We start from the raw sequence: 16,466 nt of genomic DNA, 5'->3' as shown, positions 1-16,466 counted from the left end.
CTTCCATTTGATAATCATAGTCCCATTCGTTAGCCCGGAGCACCTTGCAGAAAAACCGGAACTGGGTGATTCCAGGAAAGGAATTGACCTCGATCGCCGGTTGTCCTGTGTCCTCCTTCGGGGCAACGTATCGGTATTGGGTATCGACAGTACCCAAGATGAAAGGCTTGCCCGCCACAAATAGCTCTTTATTGCTCATGTACTTTTCCATTGTTTTGGGTAACGCCCTGCCTGATACGTTGGCCCAAGGCGACCAGTGAAAGAAATAATGCCATATAGGCCGCTATCCAGATCATGGGTTCTTGCTGTTGGCCTTGTTGACTGAATAAACAAATAGTCCTGCAAAGGCTAGGATACTCATGGTTATGAGTAGGTTAGCGTGAGAGGCTAGGAAGTCGGCTAAGGCTTCGCCAGTGAGAACGATCGAAGCAATAGTTAATAAGGATTTCACAGGTGTCATAGTACTGCAGGCTTTTTAGGGTGTTGAAAAAGATCTTTTGCTTCTGGTAGTTCCTCCACAATGATGTCTCGAACGAAAGTTGGAAGTTTGTGTGCTTCAGCATAGGTTAACATACCTTGCCACTGACCTTGTGAAATGCCCAGTTCAGTCAGCCGTGATTTTATTTTGAGTCGCTTCCATCCTGCCAATGAAACCAATAGATGCCCTAGTGGCCGTCTTTTTTTGGTGCTGTCAATATTCATTTTGGTAGGTTATAAACAGTTATTTATTATTATTGCCTATTGGTTGATTAAAATTCATGCTTCAAATGTATATAATAATTATATACAATGTATATACAAAATGAAATTTATTTTCAGCCTGCTATGTAACCCGCTAAAAATTAGTTGAATAGGATTAGGAAATCTCAATTATTTATAACCTCTATCATTAATTTTATGGATTTTAAAGATCAAATTAAGCAGCTCGGCGATCGGGTAGGTAAATTAAAAGATAGCATTCATACCGAAGAGGCAACAAAAAATGCTTTTATAATGCCATTTTTGCAGACCTTAGGGTACGATGTATTTAACCCTTTAGAAGTGGTTCCAGAGTTTATTTGTGATATTGGAACGAAGAAGGGGGAGAAGATAGATTATGCTATATTCCGGGACGGCCATCCAATAATACTTATAGAATGTAAGCATTGGAAGCAAAGGTTAGATATTCATGATGGACAGCTTCTTCGCTACTTTCATGTTTCAAAAGCTAAATTTAGCCTCCTGACTAACGGCTTAATATTTAGATTTTACACGGATCTATTTGAGCCAAACAAAATGGATGAGAAGCCTTTTTTAGAGTTCAATATAGAGGACATTAAGGACGGGCAAATAGAAAAACTGAAGGAGTTTCATTCCAAATATTTTGATGCCGAAGGGATCTATGAATCTGCAAATGAATTGACGTATTCCAATGAAATAAGACAGTTGATTGTCAAGGAATTTCAGGAGCCTAATGATGATTTTGTACGATATTTTGCTAAACAAATATATCCCTCGGTTGTGACGGCGAAAGTACTAGATTATTTTAGGCCATTGGTAAAACGAACGATATCGAATCATATTAATGATATCTTAAACGATCGCCTTAAGCTAGCTATTACCGAAGATGATGCTAAATTTGAGCCGGTAGCTGATCTAGTAAAATCCGAGAAATCTAGTGAAAACTCGAAAGAGATCGTTACAACGGAGGAAGAGCTAGAAGGCTTTTATATTGTCCGATCTATTTTGCGTACGAAAGTGGAAAGTTCAAGAATTACGCATCGTGATGCCTTGTCCTATTTTGCGATTTTTCTAGATGATAATAATCGGAAACCAATCTGTAGACTATATATGAATGGAGGGAAAAAATATATTGGAATTCTCGATTCAGAAAAAAAGGAGCAAAAATATGAGTTGACTTCATTGGATGACATTTATAACCATACCTCTGCTCTGGAACTTGTATTGTCTAATCATTTGGAAGTTAAGGTAAAATAGTCTTGACTCTTTTGTAAAGCGCTTTAATATATTATTGAGGCGCTTTATTTGTGCTTAACGGTCTATAAATTGACTGAACGGTTTGATTATTAAATTTCAAACGTTAATATTTGCATTTACAAAGTCAATACATTAATTTGAAAGTTAATTATTTGTTATATACATAGTAAATAAACTGAATAGACTATGACCAATACACCGATAGGTTTAATCATTAAGCAGTTAGCTGGGGAAAAAAACCTGAAGGTTTCTGCGCTAGCCACCCTGACAGGGAAGGCTCGTCCGACCATATATCAAACTTTTGGTCGTTCTGAAATGTCCGATTCTGAGATTGAAGAGTGGGCAAAGGCTCTAGGGGTTAGTAAGGAATATTTATTCAATAGATGGAAAAGTCCTGAAACTGATTCGGTTAATACATCTTCCACTGATTATTTATTAGAGCATTTAACTTCTTTAGAGGAACAATTTAAGAGGTTACTGAATCAGTTAGATGTGAAAGATCGCCAGATAGAGAAGTTAATGGATCTCCTGGGAAAGCTTGAGGACGTATCCAGTTATATGACCGCCCGTGTTATTCCTTTGCAGTCAGAAAAGGCTGCTCGGAGGGCATAACGATTACGGGATCGGTTACGTCCCAGTTTTTCTAATGAAGAACATGGTCATTAATAAGTCATTACACGAGGAAGTTCGAGATTCTTCCTCTCTGCGAAAAAGCCGTTTCAAGCAATTGAAGCGGCTTTTTTTTGGGCTTTAAGCCTTAAGCAATATGCTTTGCATTTGATTTATGAAGAGGCGGTTGGTTGTGGTTTCTTTGCTTACTGCTTACGGCATATGGCCTTCAGCTGTCGGCTGTCGGCTTTCGGCCTTTGGCTTTCGGCCTATAGCCTACGGCTTACAGCATTAAGAACGACTTTAATTCGGCCTAACGTGGCCAACCTGTGGACATGCGTTGCGGCATATATTCACTAGTTGGACGGACACAAAATGGTCTGCACCTGAACCTGAACCCTGTGTCGGGGGATGTTTTCGTTTTTATTGGTAAGCGATGCAATCAAATTCGTTTGCTTTACGGTCCGACGCTCGGGGGGCCAAAGATGGGTTCGCCCTCTATATAAAACGCTTGGAGTCGGGTACTTTCGAACGCCCCAAGGATGGAGAACTACTAATCTCTTTGAGAAATCCGATAAAGTCAGACAAAAAGGGAGTAGTTATCGCTCCGATCCCTAGCAGAACGATCCAAAGAGGACTCATCGATGAATCGATCCTGGTATTCCTTCTGGTAAGTAAGTTTGTCGATCACTTGCCGCTCCACCGGCAGAAACAAATGCAACTGGACAACAACCTGATCGAAAATGCCATCAGGCCTGTGGCCTTAGGCCGGAAAAAGCGAAACGTCGCACCGTTCCTATTCGCTGGTACACATGAAACAGCCCAAAATGCGGCCATGATCTATTCCTTGTTTGCTACCTGCAAAAAACACAACGTGAATCCAAACGACTGGCTACTGGACGTACTACGCAAACTCAACGATATCAATTACGATGGTAAGTTCTCCGACCTGCTTCCGCATAGGTGGAAAACATCCTAACCCCTATTAATTAAAAAGCAATAGGGGGACCGTCGACTGCTTACGGTTTTCTCATGGCCATACTCGTTATGCAGCATCGTAACGACCTGAGCCGGAGAGAACATCTTACTCGCCCAGCTCCAAGCTTTCTACATTTTCTCGAAATACTGCTGATCCCGGACCGACAGCCGGCCCTTATTGACCAGGTGATCCTTAAATTTGTCCATCTTGTGGACTCCCTTTTCTGGTGGTGAAAAGGGCATTATCTGAGTTCTATCGTCCATAAATCAAAAAGTCATAGTGCTAAGATGCGCTGTGACTTTTTGATTTAGTAGGACTGGAATTATTTAGAGATGTGCCTGCGAAAGGCTGAGATCATCTGTATTATCAAATAAGGTACGACTAATATGTCATTTAGGAAAATTACGAGCTTAGACCAAATTGATAACTTTTCGAAACATGTGTCAAACGTTATCTCTAAAAATTCAAATTTTGATTTGCTCGGGTATAAGTAGCCAGGAATCATGAAGTCTAAAAGAGGTTTCCAAATTCGAATGGTTTCAATTTCTGACCCAAATACTAAAGATGGATAATATCCTAAACTTAAAAGTAAAAGTGAATATAAGGTGCTTGACATTCCTAGCATAAGCCAAAATGGTCTCCAATAATTCAAACCATTTTCATTTGATAAGTTTAATAATAATGCTAGTTTTTCTCCAAATTGTTTATTGTTGAATATGGTTAATGTATCTGAATGTGCACTAAGTTCTCGAGCCCGGTAAAAATCCGACAATTCCTTTTGCCCACGTTTAGATGTAAGTAATTTCATTTGACGAAATGCTTCTTTTGTATCAATTCCTAAAAAATCATTTCTGTAGGAGTTGAAACTTTTTGGCATTTCCGTGTTATAGAACTCTAAATTTTCAATATTGGAACTTTGGAATTGCCAGTCCGAAGGTAAGTTGCAATTATGAAAAAGGATTCTGCCTAAAATAGTATTTTTCAGCTTTACAACTCCATTTGTTAAACTTAAATCATGACAATAAAAATCTCCGTCGTTGACATTATCTGTAATGGTAATGTCCCCATTAAGCTGAATTCTTCGTATGATCAATTTTGTTCCTTTTTCAAAATGATTCCCTTCAAGCCTAAAATCTCCTAGATTTAAGGATGAATGAATATTTGGATTTGGAGCTATACTAATGGATCGACAATTAGATAATTCTATTATTGATATATTTTTCCCTGAATTTTGATCTAAACTTATTTCAACATTTTGTACCTGACAACTATTAATGATTAAGGTATTGTTAGGAAGTTCTTCTGAAAGCTGTTCATTTTCTAGAATTATTTTTAATGTTTCTGAAATTTTGCACAATCCTAATAATAATGAAGTGGGATACTTTTCGCTTATAAAAACTGTCTCAAAGTTAACATTCCAAATATTAATAGATGATACAATATTTTTATTTAAGAATGGAAGAATAGATAGATTTAGATGCGAAATATGCCCCGATTTAATTTCAGCATTATTGATTATTCCGCGTATATGAAGTGTTTCCATTTTGTGTTTTGGAGGCATAGTAACCTGGAGGTCATTTACCGAAAACCCAAAACCACAATGTAAGGACTGGTAGCTACCATTCAAGTGAAGTTTCTTTAAATTGCATCCATGAAAAACAATTCTAGATTGAAAGCTATCATCATCCCAGTCCAACAATTCAACTGTATTACCCTCCTTAGATCGGATATCTAATATATTCGGAAAATGAGAATAGATTACTAAATTTTCGAAATTTCCAGCTAGCTTCACTCTAAATGTTTTTATATAGTCTTTCTCTAAATTTAAATATATTCTTACTTGATTTAGTGAATTCTCTAGGCAGTCGGAAAGATTAATATTCCCTTTTAGATTCTTATCAATTACCAAAACAATTGAGTCATTTTTGTGGATAGTGCCATTAGTGCGACTTTTTAGTAATCTTTCAGATAGTGTTTCAAACACCCATTGCACTAGATCTTCTTCGTTCATAATATTTGAGGGGATTATAATTGCCCACCAAATTAATTATTTCTTAAATCAAAACAACCCCATTCCTCTCGGATCACTCACGGCCTTAGCGGCTCGTTCTCTAAAGGTTTCCTCTTTGTCCTGGGGGTATGGTTTACTAGATTGGTTCCCTCCTAAAGAAGTGGCCCCTGCCTCGTTTTAGCTGTCGGCCTTTGTCGTTATGTTTGTCATAGGCAAAGTTGGGAATGGGGAGTTTTCTGTGCTGGCGGATGCATATTCTGAGTGATAAGTAAATCAACAGTTGTTTCAATTTAAATATTAAATGCATTTTTAATGAAAGCAAATTCCTTAATACTGGTCACTCTACTTTTAATCATTTCATGCCGATCTATTAAACTATCAATATCAAGTACTCCCCAACGCCCCCTCATACTCACAATACTGAAGCTGCCAATGAAAGACTCGAGCCACTGGGAACGGTAACATAATGGTAAAGTCCCTTTTTAGGCTGGGGCCCTTCGGCCATGTCCTGGACGGAGCGAAGGAAGCGTTTGGAGAAATCGACCAGGAGCATTACTTGATCTAAGCGTGTAGGGACTAGAAACTGGTTAGGGCTTGCTTGTCGACTCCGTAGGCTTTTATTTTAATTCCAAAATTCCAGTTGAATGGGATAAATCTGAAAGCCTTTGCCTGGACCCGCTCCGGCCAGTATTTAGCAAAACATATTGTACAAATCCGTAGTTGGTTCCTACCAGCTCGCTCACCTGTTTTCTGGTCAATCCAAGCTCCAGTAATTGACGTATTTTTTCGGTTTTTGTAAGGCTGTTGTTGCTAAGTATGTTTTGCGTAATCATCTGTATATCAGTTATTAATTGGTTGTTTTGATAGCTCCGCGCGGCGTCCGCTAAGGACGCACTTTACGTGTCGACATGCAAGTCGTTACGGAAGAGTTTATGAGGATAGTTTAACGATTTTATAAGATGAGATTTCTTAAAAAAGTATCTAAAGGAGCTGGAATCATAATTTCCCTATAATGATTGGCCTAGTTCGATCCAGGTATATAAAAAGCTATTAACCTCTAAAGGGTAAGTGTTTTTACCGTTGAATAAGTTTATTAAAAAAAAGGATAAGTTTTTTGAATATATAGTGAATATTGGTTGTTTGTCGACTTATTCTGAGTGATAAGTAAATCAACAGTTGTTTCAATTTAAATATTAAATGCACTTTTAATGAAAGCAAATTCCTTAATACTGGTCGCTCTACTTTTAATCATTTCATGCCGATCTAATAAACTATCAATATCAAGTACTCCCCGACAAAGCTTCACTTATCCTATACATACTGAAACTACTGCTTCTTTTGAGGAGGTATGGGCAAAACTCGTTGATATAATCGCAATAAATGGTTATAAAGTGGATCGACTTGATAAACAAAACGGAATATTTGTTGCTAAAATATATAGAGGTGCTCCGTATAGCATCGCAGATGATAATGGACGTAATACGGATGAAAATGCCTTCGTAGTCGTTCCTAAAATTAAATTTCAGTCACTTAAGGGTCGTAAGGTAAAATCAACAAGATTGATTCATCCTGATAGTGTGAATTATGAGGTGAATGTGAGGATTAGGGCAAATGGATTGAATGGGACTATGATTAATGTTAATATCCCGAGAATACAAATAGGAGGTGGCTATTACTCCTATAGGCAAGTATCTCCTTCCTTTCCAAAGGATACCATTATTTTGAAAATACCAATGTTGTTGGATCCAATATATTGGTCGACCACCAAGTCGACAGGGGTACTTGAAAAATACATTATTGATGCTATTAAAGATGGTGATCTCAATAAGATTGGTGAGTTAAGAGAATAGTAATATAACATGGGTAAAAGAGTTATGAGGGGTATGAATTGTCTCTCATTATTTGATAATTTTTATTTCGATATAATAACAAGGCGTAATCGTTTGTTTTTATCAAACAATCGGTAGTATGTCACGTGATATATTGATCAAAGTGATATCAATTTATCCAATCCCCAACGCCCCCTCATACTCACAATACTGAAGCTGCCAATGAAGGACTCGAGCCACTGGGAACGGTAACGTAATGGTAAAGTCCCTTTTTAGGCTGGGGCCTTTCGGCCATGTCTCGGGCGGAGCGTAGAAAGCGTTTGGAGAAATCGACCAGGACGATATCCTCTATCGAGGAGTGAAGGGGGTGGAAGCTGGCCCGCTTCATGAGTAGATAGCGAGCCAGGATGCCGATTTCCGGCAGTCTGCAGCAGGTTTCCGATTCCCAACCGCTGAAAGCCAACTTCCGATTGCCAACCGCTGAAAGCCGATAGCCGACAGCCGACCGCCGATCGCCGACAGCCGATTGCTGACCGCCGGCCGCCGCCTCAGCTAAAGCCCTGCCTCGTCGGATGCACCAATGGCTAGGGCGCTCCAATCCAGATTTGTGCGTTCTTTGGCAATGGCAGATACAAAACGATTTCTGATTAAATCTGCCATCGGCATGGGGACCGATGAGGCCTCGGAGGTTTTTAGCACCAGGTTGATATCCTTGAGCCCAAGTGGTAGCTGAAAGGCAACTGGCTTGTAATTATGGTCGGCAACCATCTTGCCGTAATTTTGAAAGATAGGGGCTGAAAATAGGGTCTGCGTTAACATTTCGTATATTGCTTGTCGCGATATATCGTTTTTCTCTGCAAATGTAAAGGCCTCGGCCATCATTTCGATGCTGGCTCCTATCATGAAATTACCGGCTAGTTTGACGATATTGGCAGCTCCTGGCTCATCTCCAAAATCAAAAATTCCCTTAGCAAAATGCGCTACAATTCCCCTAGCACGTATTCTGGCGTCCTCATCTCCCGAAAGACAGATATTACCCACCTTTGTTCTTATGGCTTCGGGTCGGGCGAAGATGGGGGCGGCTAGGTACTGAGACCCCAAATTTTTGTGTTGCAGGTATAATTCCCGCGACGTCTCGGGGCTGATGGTACTCACTGAGATGTGCAAACCTCCTGAGCCCAGCCTTTTTAAAACATCGGGAAAGATAACATTTTTGAGCACCCGATCATCGGCAAGCACCGTGATCAATATCCCACCTGGGGTGATGGCTTCTTCTGGACTCATGGCAAGTACAGCGCCGGAATTAACGAGTGGTTCGGCCTTAGACATCGTACGATTCCAAACCTTGAGGGGGAAACCAGCCTCTAGTAGTTTTTCAGCAATCGGCATTCCTAAGTTTCCGAGCCCCAATAAAGTGATGTTTTCTTTCATGGTCGAAATTTGAATTATATTTTATATACTATAAGCTTGCAGGCCGCTATTTCTAACTTATATGAATCACGCCGCTCTGGGTAGTTTAATGAATGGTGGCCAGTAGGTTCTTTTACATTCATAGAGAAATATGCCAGAAAATCAAGAGCGCTTTTCCCGGTGTAGGGTGGCTGGCCGGAACCTCTCTGAAATTTTTCTATTGGTAGGCCCCACCGGCTATTAATCGCACTTTTATTGGTAAATTGTCGTCTAGACTGTCTTTTAACAATATCACAAGCCCTTAACCTAAACGTTGCTGATGAAACGCCGGAATTTTATTCAGAATACTGTTGCTGCTGCAGCAGCTGTTACTTTATCGAACAATGCGCAGGCTGCGAATGTGCCTCCTCGCATAGGCCGCTTCTCTTGTGACCAGAATAAAGTAAAAATATATGCTTCCGAATTCAGTAAGCCGGTTCAGGTTTTGTTTGTTTCGGACACTCATTTATGGATGGATGACCAGCGAGGTGAGCCTTTTAGCCAATATAGCGGTCGGATGGCCAAGGCCTATAATGAGACCCGTCATTTCCAAACTGGTCAACCCACCAATCCCAATGAATCGTTTGAAAAAATAATTCAAGCAGCCAAAACCTCTAAGGTCGATTTACTGGCCCTTCCTGGCGATCTTTTTAGTTTTCCTTCTGAGGCGGCTATTGAGTGGGCCTACAAACAGCTCAGCGAATCGGGCATCAAATACCAATATGCCGCTGGAAACCACGATTGGCATTATGAAGGTATGGATGGTAGTTCCGTGGATTTGAGGAAGCAATGGTGCGAGTCTCGGTTAAAACCTTTATACCAAGGTGGAAATCCTTTGATGAGCGTAAATGAAATTAATGGGATCCGGTTTGTTATGCTCGACAACTCCACCTATGAGATTCTGCCCGAGCAGCTTCAATTCTTTAGGGAGCAGGTAGCCAGCGAAAAACCGTTGGTATTATTCGTGCACATTCCCCTGTATGCTCCAGGCAGGTCCATGGGCTTTGGCTGTGGAAATCCGCAATGGGGTTGGGAGGCCGATCATGGATACGAAGTGGAACGCAGGCACAGATGGCCCAAGAGCGGGCATACCCGTACCACCATGGATTTTCATCGCGAGGTTTTTTTAGCCTCCAAAATGTTAGGCATTTTCGCTGGACATACCCATCAGCAGTCGCTGGATGTTGTCAATGGGATACCCCAGTTTGTGACGGCACCCAATGCCGCCGGCGGATGCCTGGAGCTTGAGTTTTTAAAGGAAATATAGGTCCATATTCCCAAACTTGACGGTTGATCCATAATTGGACTGGTTGTTGGGAGGGGGGATCGGCATTTGGAATTAAACTCAGATTCTTGAGCCATTTACATATGTCATTTTTTTTATAAGGTCTAGTGAGTTCGCCTTGTAATGGCCATGCAGTGCCTAAAAGGATCGAAACCGACCACGGGAAGCTATACAATGTAATATTTTAAGGAGCAAGTAATTATTTTTAATTTTTTTTTTCATCAAGTAATTACCTAGCAATAGATATATACACAACTCTGGCTTAGATTTTTAACAATTCTTTAGCTGAATTTTAATGTCAAAATTGAATTGCGTATACACCTTCATCTTGATTAAATCGCTATTTATAAGCCATGTATATCATATATTTGTAAATAAAAAAACCCATATCAGGGAGATATGGGTAAGTTCATTTGATCCAAAAATACAATGGAAGAACTCATTGAACTGTTAAAGGAGGTTTTAGCGGACTTCTCCAATAACAGACCAGCTTACGTCTGGGATTTATTTATGTTATTCGTGACGATAACAGTGCCGGAGTTTATTCGGGGGTGCCAATCATCCAAGAATAAATAAAATTTACAAATACCCGACTGAGGAATTCTGTTACGTCAATTACGGCCCTCAGTTGGGTTAACAAATGTATTATTATTTTCCGGTAAATGAAACTAACATGCAAGTAAATGCAAGTAAATGCAAGTATTAAGTTGCTGATTGATTAATATTCTTTACGATTTAAATAAATGTAAATCATTGGTATAGGCTGGGTTAATAGTTCATTTTGAAGTATAGCCTATTTCCACCAAATCCCTCACCATCTTTTTATGATCACCTGTATAGGTGCGCTTCGTTCCGTTTAACTCGTTGATCCTGTGGATAAAGTATTATATAGGCTTCTAATTCTTCCCCTGCTCCAAAGCGCGATCCATTTCTTAGGTTGCTAAGAACTTCGGTAGGGGAGTTGCCTTTGATCAACTCCACGTCTTTAGTCTTATGTATCATGCAGCAAAGTTGTCAATTCTGATTTAGATATAGTTGCTAATTTCCGGCTGCGAAAATTTCGTTAAGCTTTCTGGGGTAGCGGCTGTTTCAGTAATTGGCTTATACTTGCCAAATTCGATTAGGATAGGAGGGAATGTCCTTAACGACCTGAATCCTTAAACCACGCTGTTAAAGAGGTGGATTAGTAGTTGCATTTGTAGCGTTAACTATGTCCATATCTACCTCCCCCCACCAAACCCGCAACTTCACCATCCTCCAACTGTCGATAAAGAACCCGGGCAACAGTAGGGTGATGGCAAAGCCCTTTTAAGCTGGGGTCTTTGGGCTAGGATCTGCTGGGATGGTAAAGAAAAAACCGAACACCCCTTCCGGAGAAGAGGTATTCGGTTTGGGTCTAAAAATACTGTAAAGGCGCTTTACTTTCTAATCACAAATGACTTGCTGCTTATGTTGCCATTTGCTTCTGTCAGTAGCATGATGTACTTCCCACTGGCAAGGTTCGAAATACGGATCCCCGCTTTCGTTACAGTAGACGAATGGTAAACCATATGACCTGCCACATCCATTATTTCAATTTTCTTTACATCATATTGATCCAAATTTTCAAGCAATATGATTTCGGATGCCGGGTTAGGAAATACGGTAAGCTTAAGGCCGAATTCATTCAATAGACTCTTTATTCGGCTATAGCTAAAGGATCCGTCCAAATCCACCATTTTTAGTCGGTAATAATTCTGACCTGCCTGAGCCGTTTCATGTATATACTGATAGTGTTGCTCAGTCTTGGAATTGACCTGGGATTGAACCTCTCCCAGAATATTCCATGATTTTGCGTCGGTACTATGTTGAATTTCAAAGAAGGCACTGTTTTCTTCTTCAGTGGTTGCCCAATCGAGCCTGATGGCAGCACCCTCCTTATTTACATCAAAGGATTTCAATTGGACAGGGAGGGCAGAAAAGTCCATGACCGCATGACCTATCGATTTACTTTCTTTTCCTGCATTGTCAATCGTAACAAAGGGGATATCCACAGAAGATGCACCAGTGCCAGAAGGATCAACTGCAATAGCCACAGTAGGGCTGCCATTGGCGTCCACGGGAATGATCAGGCTGAGCAGGGCACTGACTTCGGATGGAACATTGGCATTGTAGGTAGTACCATTAATGGTGATACTCGTGGTATTGGAGGGGAAACTAGTTATGCGTATATTTTTAACGCTTCCATCAATATCGGTACTCCATGCGCCATTCGTAAAAGTATTTGCTGGTACCGTTACATTTGCCACGCCGCCCGGATCTACCGCCGAATTGCTCCCACTGCCCGATACAGGGGCCTGTTCAATTCCAAAATCCAAGTTGGTCGTCATGTTAGTCAATACCATGCTGACGGTCAATACCCCGTTGGGTCGACCATCGGTAGAACCATCGCCAAAGCCATCCGCTGTGCTTACCCAGTAGTCGGGAAGAACGGAGGTCACTCCCGTGGTAGTGCCCACAACGCCTTCCACCGTGCTTATCACCACCTCAAATGTGGAATTGGTGCGTAAGCCACTACCACTATTGAAGGAATAATGACCACTATTATTAACCATAACGGTTCCCACGACCAGTCCAGTGTTGGGGTCTACCAGATTGGCGTAAAGTTGGTCGCCGTTCGGATTATTGATTAAGGTCCCGTCGATAGCCCCATTGGTTACCCCGTTAACATCATAATAAACATCTCCCGAAATCAAAATTTCCGTAAACGGCATCGTTACGGTTGCATTCGGACTCTCCAAAGCACCTGCGTCAATTTCTTTATAGGTAAAAACAATGGTGGGTGCTCCCGCTATTGGATCTACTGTCAATTTGGTCGGATCGTAATCGGAGATTAAGGCATTGAGCGTCACTTCAACGCCATTATAATACAAAGTTCCGTTGGTAGGAAGGCTGGTTATTTTTAGGGTATTACCCGTTCCTCCCGACAACGTTCCTTCTTCCGGATCGCTCCCATTAAGGGTGGGAACCACTACCCGCTGCGAGGCTCCTGGATTGGGCTGAGATGCTGCCGTAACGTTCTCGGCTATTGGAGGGGTATTTAAACCGAAGTTTGCCTCTGTAACCGGAATGGAACCGACGGTAATATAGAGTGTTCCGTCCACCAAAAGGTCGTTGCCCGCACCGGCTCCCAGGTTTTCACCTATACTCAGATAGCCACCGGACGGATAGGTTGGAGCGCTAAAAGTAGTCCCAATATTCTGAGAAGAGTTAGAAACATATATGATGTAATTGCCCGGAGAAACTTTTCCAAAGCTATACCCTCCACCAGCAGCCACTGGCTGGCTTGAAAGCACGGTGTTGTCGACAGGGTTTACTAGGATCGCATATACTTCTCCTGCTCCAAACTGTCCGGAGTTCGAGTTTGCACTGATTGTATTAGCATCCGTACCTAAAAGACCATTTTGGTCCTTATAAATATGGCCTGCAATGGAAACACAATTAACTCCTGCCGAAAAGCTGGCATCGGGGCTTTTGAAGACCGTGTTGAGCACGTTGACGGTAAATTTCCGTTCACCGTTAGTCGGAGAGATGGCGCTATTGCGGTAACGCAGTGCGTCCAATAAAGTCTCTGCCTGTGCTGCTGCAAAAGTGGTTCCACCCGTAGAACGCGTGAAGGCGATTTTATTTGTAGTAATCCCGCCGACCGTAGTAGCGGTTTTGGTAAAATTGAATACCACCCCGCCTACGGTTACTGTACCGGTCGATCCGCTCGTAAAATTAAGGGCATGGTTAGTCGTACCTGCCGTAGCCCCATTAATTACCAACTCCTCACTGGAGCCATTTGTAATGCTGGATAGTGGATAGGTTACGTCAAACTCCGACAATGCGTTGGGTGCGATTATATTGGTTTGAGAAGAAGCTGTAAAGGCTAAATCTACACCGCAGTTAGAGGATTCGTTGGCTACACCAGGTGAACTGGTATCCAAATCAATAGAAGGGCTGGAGGTGATATTAGTTCCAGCGAAAGATCTATAGGCCATGTCTAGGAAGAAGAAAGACACACCAGAACCTTCTGCCCCTACAACAATCGTGAAATTACTCAAATAGCTGTAGGTTACCTGAACCCTCGTAGCCGGAGCGGTTATCGTGGTGCTGTTGGTGGTAGAGGTTGATCTAAACTTAGTGAGGCCGGTAGCTGCATTATAACTGGCAGCAACAGTGGGCGTACTACCCAACTGGCTGGTGTTAAAGCCGCCAAATTCGTTGAATTGGTAAGAGTCAGTCCCGCCGTTACCGTCTATGTCGTAGGTGTTCAATGTTACGTTCTGTAACACCACATTGGTTCCCGATTTGGTGGTGCTGTTATAAGTCCCATGAAAAATATACTGAAATTCAAAGGTGACGTTGCCGCCCCCCGTTCCAAAGTTTAGCTGAGGTGAAAAGAATTTGGGGTCATTGGAATCGTATCCGCCACCCGATGTTGCCGTTTGGTCAAAGGTTATCCATGAACTTACGTTGTTGATGGCCTTAGTTAACACATAACAGTCGACGGCTTGGCCACCTAGGGTCGCCACATTTTCGTATAAAGTTATATCTCCAACACTGGTTCCTGAAGAGGTTCCGTTCGGATGGGATATGGTAACCCCTGTACCTCCAAAAGAAACTTGCGCATTTGCGTTGTCTAAATAGAAGTTTAAAACGGTCATCGTCACCGTAGTAACGGCATTACCAAAACCGTTATGCGCTGTTATCGTATAGGTAGTGGAGTTAAGCGCGGCAGTAGGTTTACCGGAGATAATCCCTGTATTGGTATTGAAGGTCAATCCGGCTGGTAGTGCAGGCGAGGCTGGCATGGAGTAGGAATCTACCGAACCAGTAACAGTGGGTGATAAATATACATTGCTGACATTCGCAGAATAAACAACCGGGCTGGGATAGGAAAATGAGGTCGGCTTTTGTGCGTGTGCCTGTCCTACTAAAAGTAGTAACAAAATTAGAAAGGTAGGTAGCCATTGAACTGGGCTAGTAAAGGTTTTAGACATAAAAGTGCAATTGTTTAGAAGTATTTTAGCGATATTACTCGCAAGATCGCACTATATAATCGAAATTATTTTAGATTTTGACTAGAATTAATGTCGTATTTCTAAATCCCATTATAATTATTTGTTTAAGCCAAGATTTTGTATTAATATTTATAAAATTATATTTTAATTCAAGCTCGCTGGAATCCACTGAGATATTTATGGAAGGGCAGGGGTTGATTGAAGTAACTGGTATGGTTGATACGGTTTCATGAGTGACAGCCTTGCTTCGAATCAAATGCTCGCCGATCGTTCTGGCCTGATTCTAATTCCTCAACCCACTTATACAAGGCCATTCGCATTGATTCACGATTTTACCCTTCCCAAGTTTTATCCCATGGTTATTTTGTGGTAATCAACTATTTCCGGTTGATTACATATCTTTTGGGAGGTGTATTTTCTGAAATTAAACTTGAAGTACCGCCTGAGTGGTCTTAAAAAAGTTATGCTTTCGAAAACATTTTTTTTCTGTGCTGATGCCCCCATTTTTCCATGGCTTGCAAAACCTCGTATAAGCTACGGCTATATTCTGTTAACTCGTACTGAACGGTTACGGGTTTGGTGTTGCATACTTCACGTGTGACCAGTCCGTTCATTTCCAATTCCTGCAGTTCTTTGGACAAAATGCGTGGGGATATTCCGGCCTCCCTTGATAATTCATTAAATCCTTTTTTACCACCTTGCAATACAGAAATCAAGACCAACTTCCATTTTCCTCCCACTACATCAAGGGTGTCCCGTATGGCCAGCTTAGCTTGGGAACAGCTTTCTGAGGTATGTTTTTTCATTTACTATTCTTTTTGTAAGTACTATCCTTTTTGTAACAGATAACAAATGTATAGTAATTATGCTGATTTTTGTAGCAGCATTAAAACTTATTAATTATGTCTCAAAAAACTATGAAAATTGCAGGATGGGTGCTAACCATCATTTTAGGGCTTCTGTTTACGATGAGTGCTTTTATGAAAATTACCCAAAACGAAACGGCACTAACCCAGGCCTCGGAGTTTGGTTTGGATGCTAACACGTTTCTACTCATTGGGATTATAGAAATCGTTTCTCTTATACTCTTCGTGATTCCGAAAACAGCAATTTTAGGAACGTTATTATTGGTTGCCTACATGGGCGGGGCGATTGTTACCCATTTGCAACATCAGCAATCCATTGCCACGGCGGTTATAGTTCAAACACTTATATGGATCACGGCATTCATTCGTTTTCCTGAATTAAAACAAAGGTTACTGTAGGCTAACGCTCAATAAAA

General features: G+C 41.3%; 17 protein-coding genes. 7 read left to right on the top strand and 10 right to left on the bottom strand.

What is annotated here, in order from left to right; all coding sequences use genetic code 11:
• From CLV98_RS21930 to CLV98_RS21925, 3 genes are all read right to left on the bottom strand, one after another.
• Positions 1–211: hypothetical protein (locus tag CLV98_RS21930; RefSeq protein WP_146202324.1), on the bottom strand; the 211-nt coding region annotated here is incomplete at its 3' end.
• An 81-nt stretch (positions 212–292) separates the two neighbouring features.
• Positions 293–460: a hypothetical protein gene (locus CLV98_RS23515; RefSeq protein WP_158281312.1), complete on the bottom strand. Its 168-nt coding sequence runs from the start codon at positions 458–460 to the stop codon at positions 293–295.
• Positions 457–702 carry a hypothetical protein gene (locus tag CLV98_RS21925; RefSeq protein ID WP_109678064.1) on the bottom strand — a complete coding sequence of 82 codons (246 nt, stop codon included), beginning with the start codon at positions 700–702 and terminating at the stop codon, positions 457–459. The genes CLV98_RS23515 and CLV98_RS21925 overlap by 4 nt, the downstream gene beginning before the upstream one ends.
• Before the next feature lie 195 nt (positions 703–897).
• On the opposite strand from CLV98_RS21925, the gene CLV98_RS21920 reads away from it, so the two are divergent.
• The 4 genes from CLV98_RS21920 to CLV98_RS24230 all read left to right on the top strand — a co-directional run bounded on the left by CLV98_RS21920 (position 898) and on the right by CLV98_RS24230 (position 3,565).
• Complete coding sequence (locus CLV98_RS21920; protein ID WP_109678062.1) at positions 898–1,977, top strand: type I restriction endonuclease; 1,080 nt, start codon at positions 898–900, stop codon at positions 1,975–1,977.
• A 186-nt stretch (positions 1,978–2,163) separates the two neighbouring features.
• On the top strand, positions 2,164–2,589 hold the full coding sequence (locus tag CLV98_RS21915) for a helix-turn-helix domain-containing protein (RefSeq protein ID WP_109678060.1): 426 nt from the start codon (positions 2,164–2,166) through the stop codon (positions 2,587–2,589).
• A gap of 332 nt (positions 2,590–2,921) precedes the next feature.
• Positions 2,922–3,092, top strand: coding sequence for an IS66 family insertion sequence element accessory protein TnpB (gene tnpB, locus CLV98_RS24235; RefSeq protein ID WP_109678058.1), 171 nt, complete (start codon positions 2,922–2,924; stop codon positions 3,090–3,092).
• Positions 3,023–3,565, top strand: coding sequence for an IS66 family transposase (locus CLV98_RS24230; RefSeq protein WP_211320106.1), 543 nt, complete (start codon positions 3,023–3,025; stop codon positions 3,563–3,565). The genes tnpB and CLV98_RS24230 overlap by 70 nt, the downstream gene beginning before the upstream one ends.
• A 128-nt stretch (positions 3,566–3,693) precedes the next feature.
• Here CLV98_RS24230 and CLV98_RS24040 read toward each other — a convergent pair whose 3' ends face one another.
• Together CLV98_RS24040 and CLV98_RS21900 are read right to left on the bottom strand one after the other, a co-directional pair.
• Positions 3,694–3,828: a hypothetical protein gene (locus tag CLV98_RS24040; RefSeq protein WP_262512163.1), complete on the bottom strand. Its 135-nt coding sequence runs from the start codon at positions 3,826–3,828 to the stop codon at positions 3,694–3,696.
• Between the two features lie 59 nt (positions 3,829–3,887).
• Complete coding sequence (locus CLV98_RS21900; protein WP_109678056.1) at positions 3,888–5,576, bottom strand: hypothetical protein; 1,689 nt, start codon at positions 5,574–5,576, stop codon at positions 3,888–3,890.
• Between the two features lie 1,208 nt (positions 5,577–6,784).
• Between CLV98_RS21900 and CLV98_RS21890 the strand changes: the two genes are divergently transcribed.
• On the top strand, positions 6,785–7,426 hold the full coding sequence (locus CLV98_RS21890; RefSeq protein WP_109678053.1) for a hypothetical protein: 642 nt from the start codon (positions 6,785–6,787) through the stop codon (positions 7,424–7,426).
• Positions 7,427–7,607: 181 nt separating this feature from the next.
• Here CLV98_RS21890 and CLV98_RS21885 read toward each other — a convergent pair whose 3' ends face one another.
• Together CLV98_RS21885 and CLV98_RS21875 are read right to left on the bottom strand one after the other, a co-directional pair.
• A complete protein-coding gene (locus CLV98_RS21885; protein ID WP_109678051.1) occupies positions 7,608–7,793 on the bottom strand; it encodes a hypothetical protein in 186 nt (61 codons plus the stop codon).
• Positions 7,794–7,957: 164 nt separating this feature from the next.
• On the bottom strand, positions 7,958–8,836 hold the full coding sequence (locus CLV98_RS21875; RefSeq protein ID WP_109678047.1) for an NAD(P)-dependent oxidoreductase: 879 nt from the start codon (positions 8,834–8,836) through the stop codon (positions 7,958–7,960).
• A 298-nt stretch (positions 8,837–9,134) separates the two neighbouring features.
• Between CLV98_RS21875 and CLV98_RS21870 the strand changes: the two genes are divergently transcribed.
• The gene (locus tag CLV98_RS21870) at positions 9,135–10,121 is read left to right on the top strand and encodes a metallophosphoesterase family protein (protein WP_109678045.1); all 987 of its coding nucleotides are present in this window, start codon (positions 9,135–9,137) and stop codon (positions 10,119–10,121) included.
• Between the two features lie 846 nt (positions 10,122–10,967).
• On the opposite strand, the gene CLV98_RS23510 is transcribed toward CLV98_RS21870, so the two are convergent.
• The 3 genes from CLV98_RS23510 to CLV98_RS21860 all read right to left on the bottom strand — a co-directional run bounded on the left by CLV98_RS23510 (position 10,968) and on the right by CLV98_RS21860 (position 15,990).
• On the bottom strand, positions 10,968–11,141 hold the full coding sequence (locus CLV98_RS23510; RefSeq protein WP_158281311.1) for a hypothetical protein: 174 nt from the start codon (positions 11,139–11,141) through the stop codon (positions 10,968–10,970).
• Between the two features lie 416 nt (positions 11,142–11,557).
• Complete coding sequence (locus CLV98_RS21865; protein WP_109678043.1) at positions 11,558–15,163, bottom strand: putative Ig domain-containing protein; 3,606 nt, start codon at positions 15,161–15,163, stop codon at positions 11,558–11,560.
• Between the two features lie 482 nt (positions 15,164–15,645).
• Positions 15,646–15,990 (bottom strand): winged helix-turn-helix transcriptional regulator, encoded by a 345-nt coding sequence (locus CLV98_RS21860; RefSeq protein WP_109678041.1) that lies wholly within the window; start codon positions 15,988–15,990, stop codon positions 15,646–15,648.
• A gap of 96 nt (positions 15,991–16,086) precedes the next feature.
• Between CLV98_RS21860 and CLV98_RS21855 the strand changes: the two genes are divergently transcribed.
• Positions 16,087–16,449: a DoxX family protein gene (locus CLV98_RS21855; protein WP_109678039.1), complete on the top strand. Its 363-nt coding sequence runs from the start codon at positions 16,087–16,089 to the stop codon at positions 16,447–16,449.
• Positions 16,450–16,466: the final 17 nt, after the last annotated feature.

Source organism: Dyadobacter jejuensis, from assembly GCF_003149085.1.
Lineage (GTDB): Bacteria > Bacteroidota > Bacteroidia > Cytophagales > Spirosomataceae > Dyadobacter > Dyadobacter jejuensis.
Note: the sequence above shows the minus strand (reverse complement) of the source record. Positions and strands in the feature narration are given on the sequence as shown.

Bases quoted from the DNA above. Each gene is read 5' to 3' on its own strand.
- CLV98_RS23515 (WP_158281312.1), bottom strand. From the start codon at position 460: ATGACACCTGTGAAATCCTTATTAACTATTGCTTCGATCGTTCTCACT.
- CLV98_RS21925 (WP_109678064.1), bottom strand. From the start codon at position 702: ATGAATATTGACAGCACCAAAAAAAGACGGCCACTAGGGCATCTATTG.
- CLV98_RS21920 (WP_109678062.1), top strand. From the start codon at position 898: ATGGATTTTAAAGATCAAATTAAGCAGCTCGGCGATCGGGTAGGTAAA.
- CLV98_RS21915 (WP_109678060.1), top strand. From the start codon at position 2,164: ATGACCAATACACCGATAGGTTTAATCATTAAGCAGTTAGCTGGGGAA.
- tnpB (WP_109678058.1), top strand. From the start codon at position 2,922: ATGCGTTGCGGCATATATTCACTAGTTGGACGGACACAAAATGGTCTG.
- CLV98_RS24230 (WP_211320106.1), top strand. From the start codon at position 3,023: ATGCAATCAAATTCGTTTGCTTTACGGTCCGACGCTCGGGGGGCCAAA.
- CLV98_RS24040 (WP_262512163.1), bottom strand. From the start codon at position 3,828: ATGGACGATAGAACTCAGATAATGCCCTTTTCACCACCAGAAAAGGGA.
- CLV98_RS21900 (WP_109678056.1), bottom strand. From the start codon at position 5,576: ATGAACGAAGAAGATCTAGTGCAATGGGTGTTTGAAACACTATCTGAA.
- CLV98_RS21890 (WP_109678053.1), top strand. From the start codon at position 6,785: ATGAAAGCAAATTCCTTAATACTGGTCGCTCTACTTTTAATCATTTCA.
- CLV98_RS21885 (WP_109678051.1), bottom strand. From the start codon at position 7,793: ATGAAGCGGGCCAGCTTCCACCCCCTTCACTCCTCGATAGAGGATATC.
- CLV98_RS21875 (WP_109678047.1), bottom strand. From the start codon at position 8,836: ATGAAAGAAAACATCACTTTATTGGGGCTCGGAAACTTAGGAATGCCG.
- CLV98_RS21870 (WP_109678045.1), top strand. From the start codon at position 9,135: ATGAAACGCCGGAATTTTATTCAGAATACTGTTGCTGCTGCAGCAGCT.
- CLV98_RS23510 (WP_158281311.1), bottom strand. From the start codon at position 11,141: ATGATACATAAGACTAAAGACGTGGAGTTGATCAAAGGCAACTCCCCT.
- CLV98_RS21865 (WP_109678043.1), bottom strand. From the start codon at position 15,163: ATGTCTAAAACCTTTACTAGCCCAGTTCAATGGCTACCTACCTTTCTA.
- CLV98_RS21860 (WP_109678041.1), bottom strand. From the start codon at position 15,990: ATGAAAAAACATACCTCAGAAAGCTGTTCCCAAGCTAAGCTGGCCATA.
- CLV98_RS21855 (WP_109678039.1), top strand. From the start codon at position 16,087: ATGTCTCAAAAAACTATGAAAATTGCAGGATGGGTGCTAACCATCATT.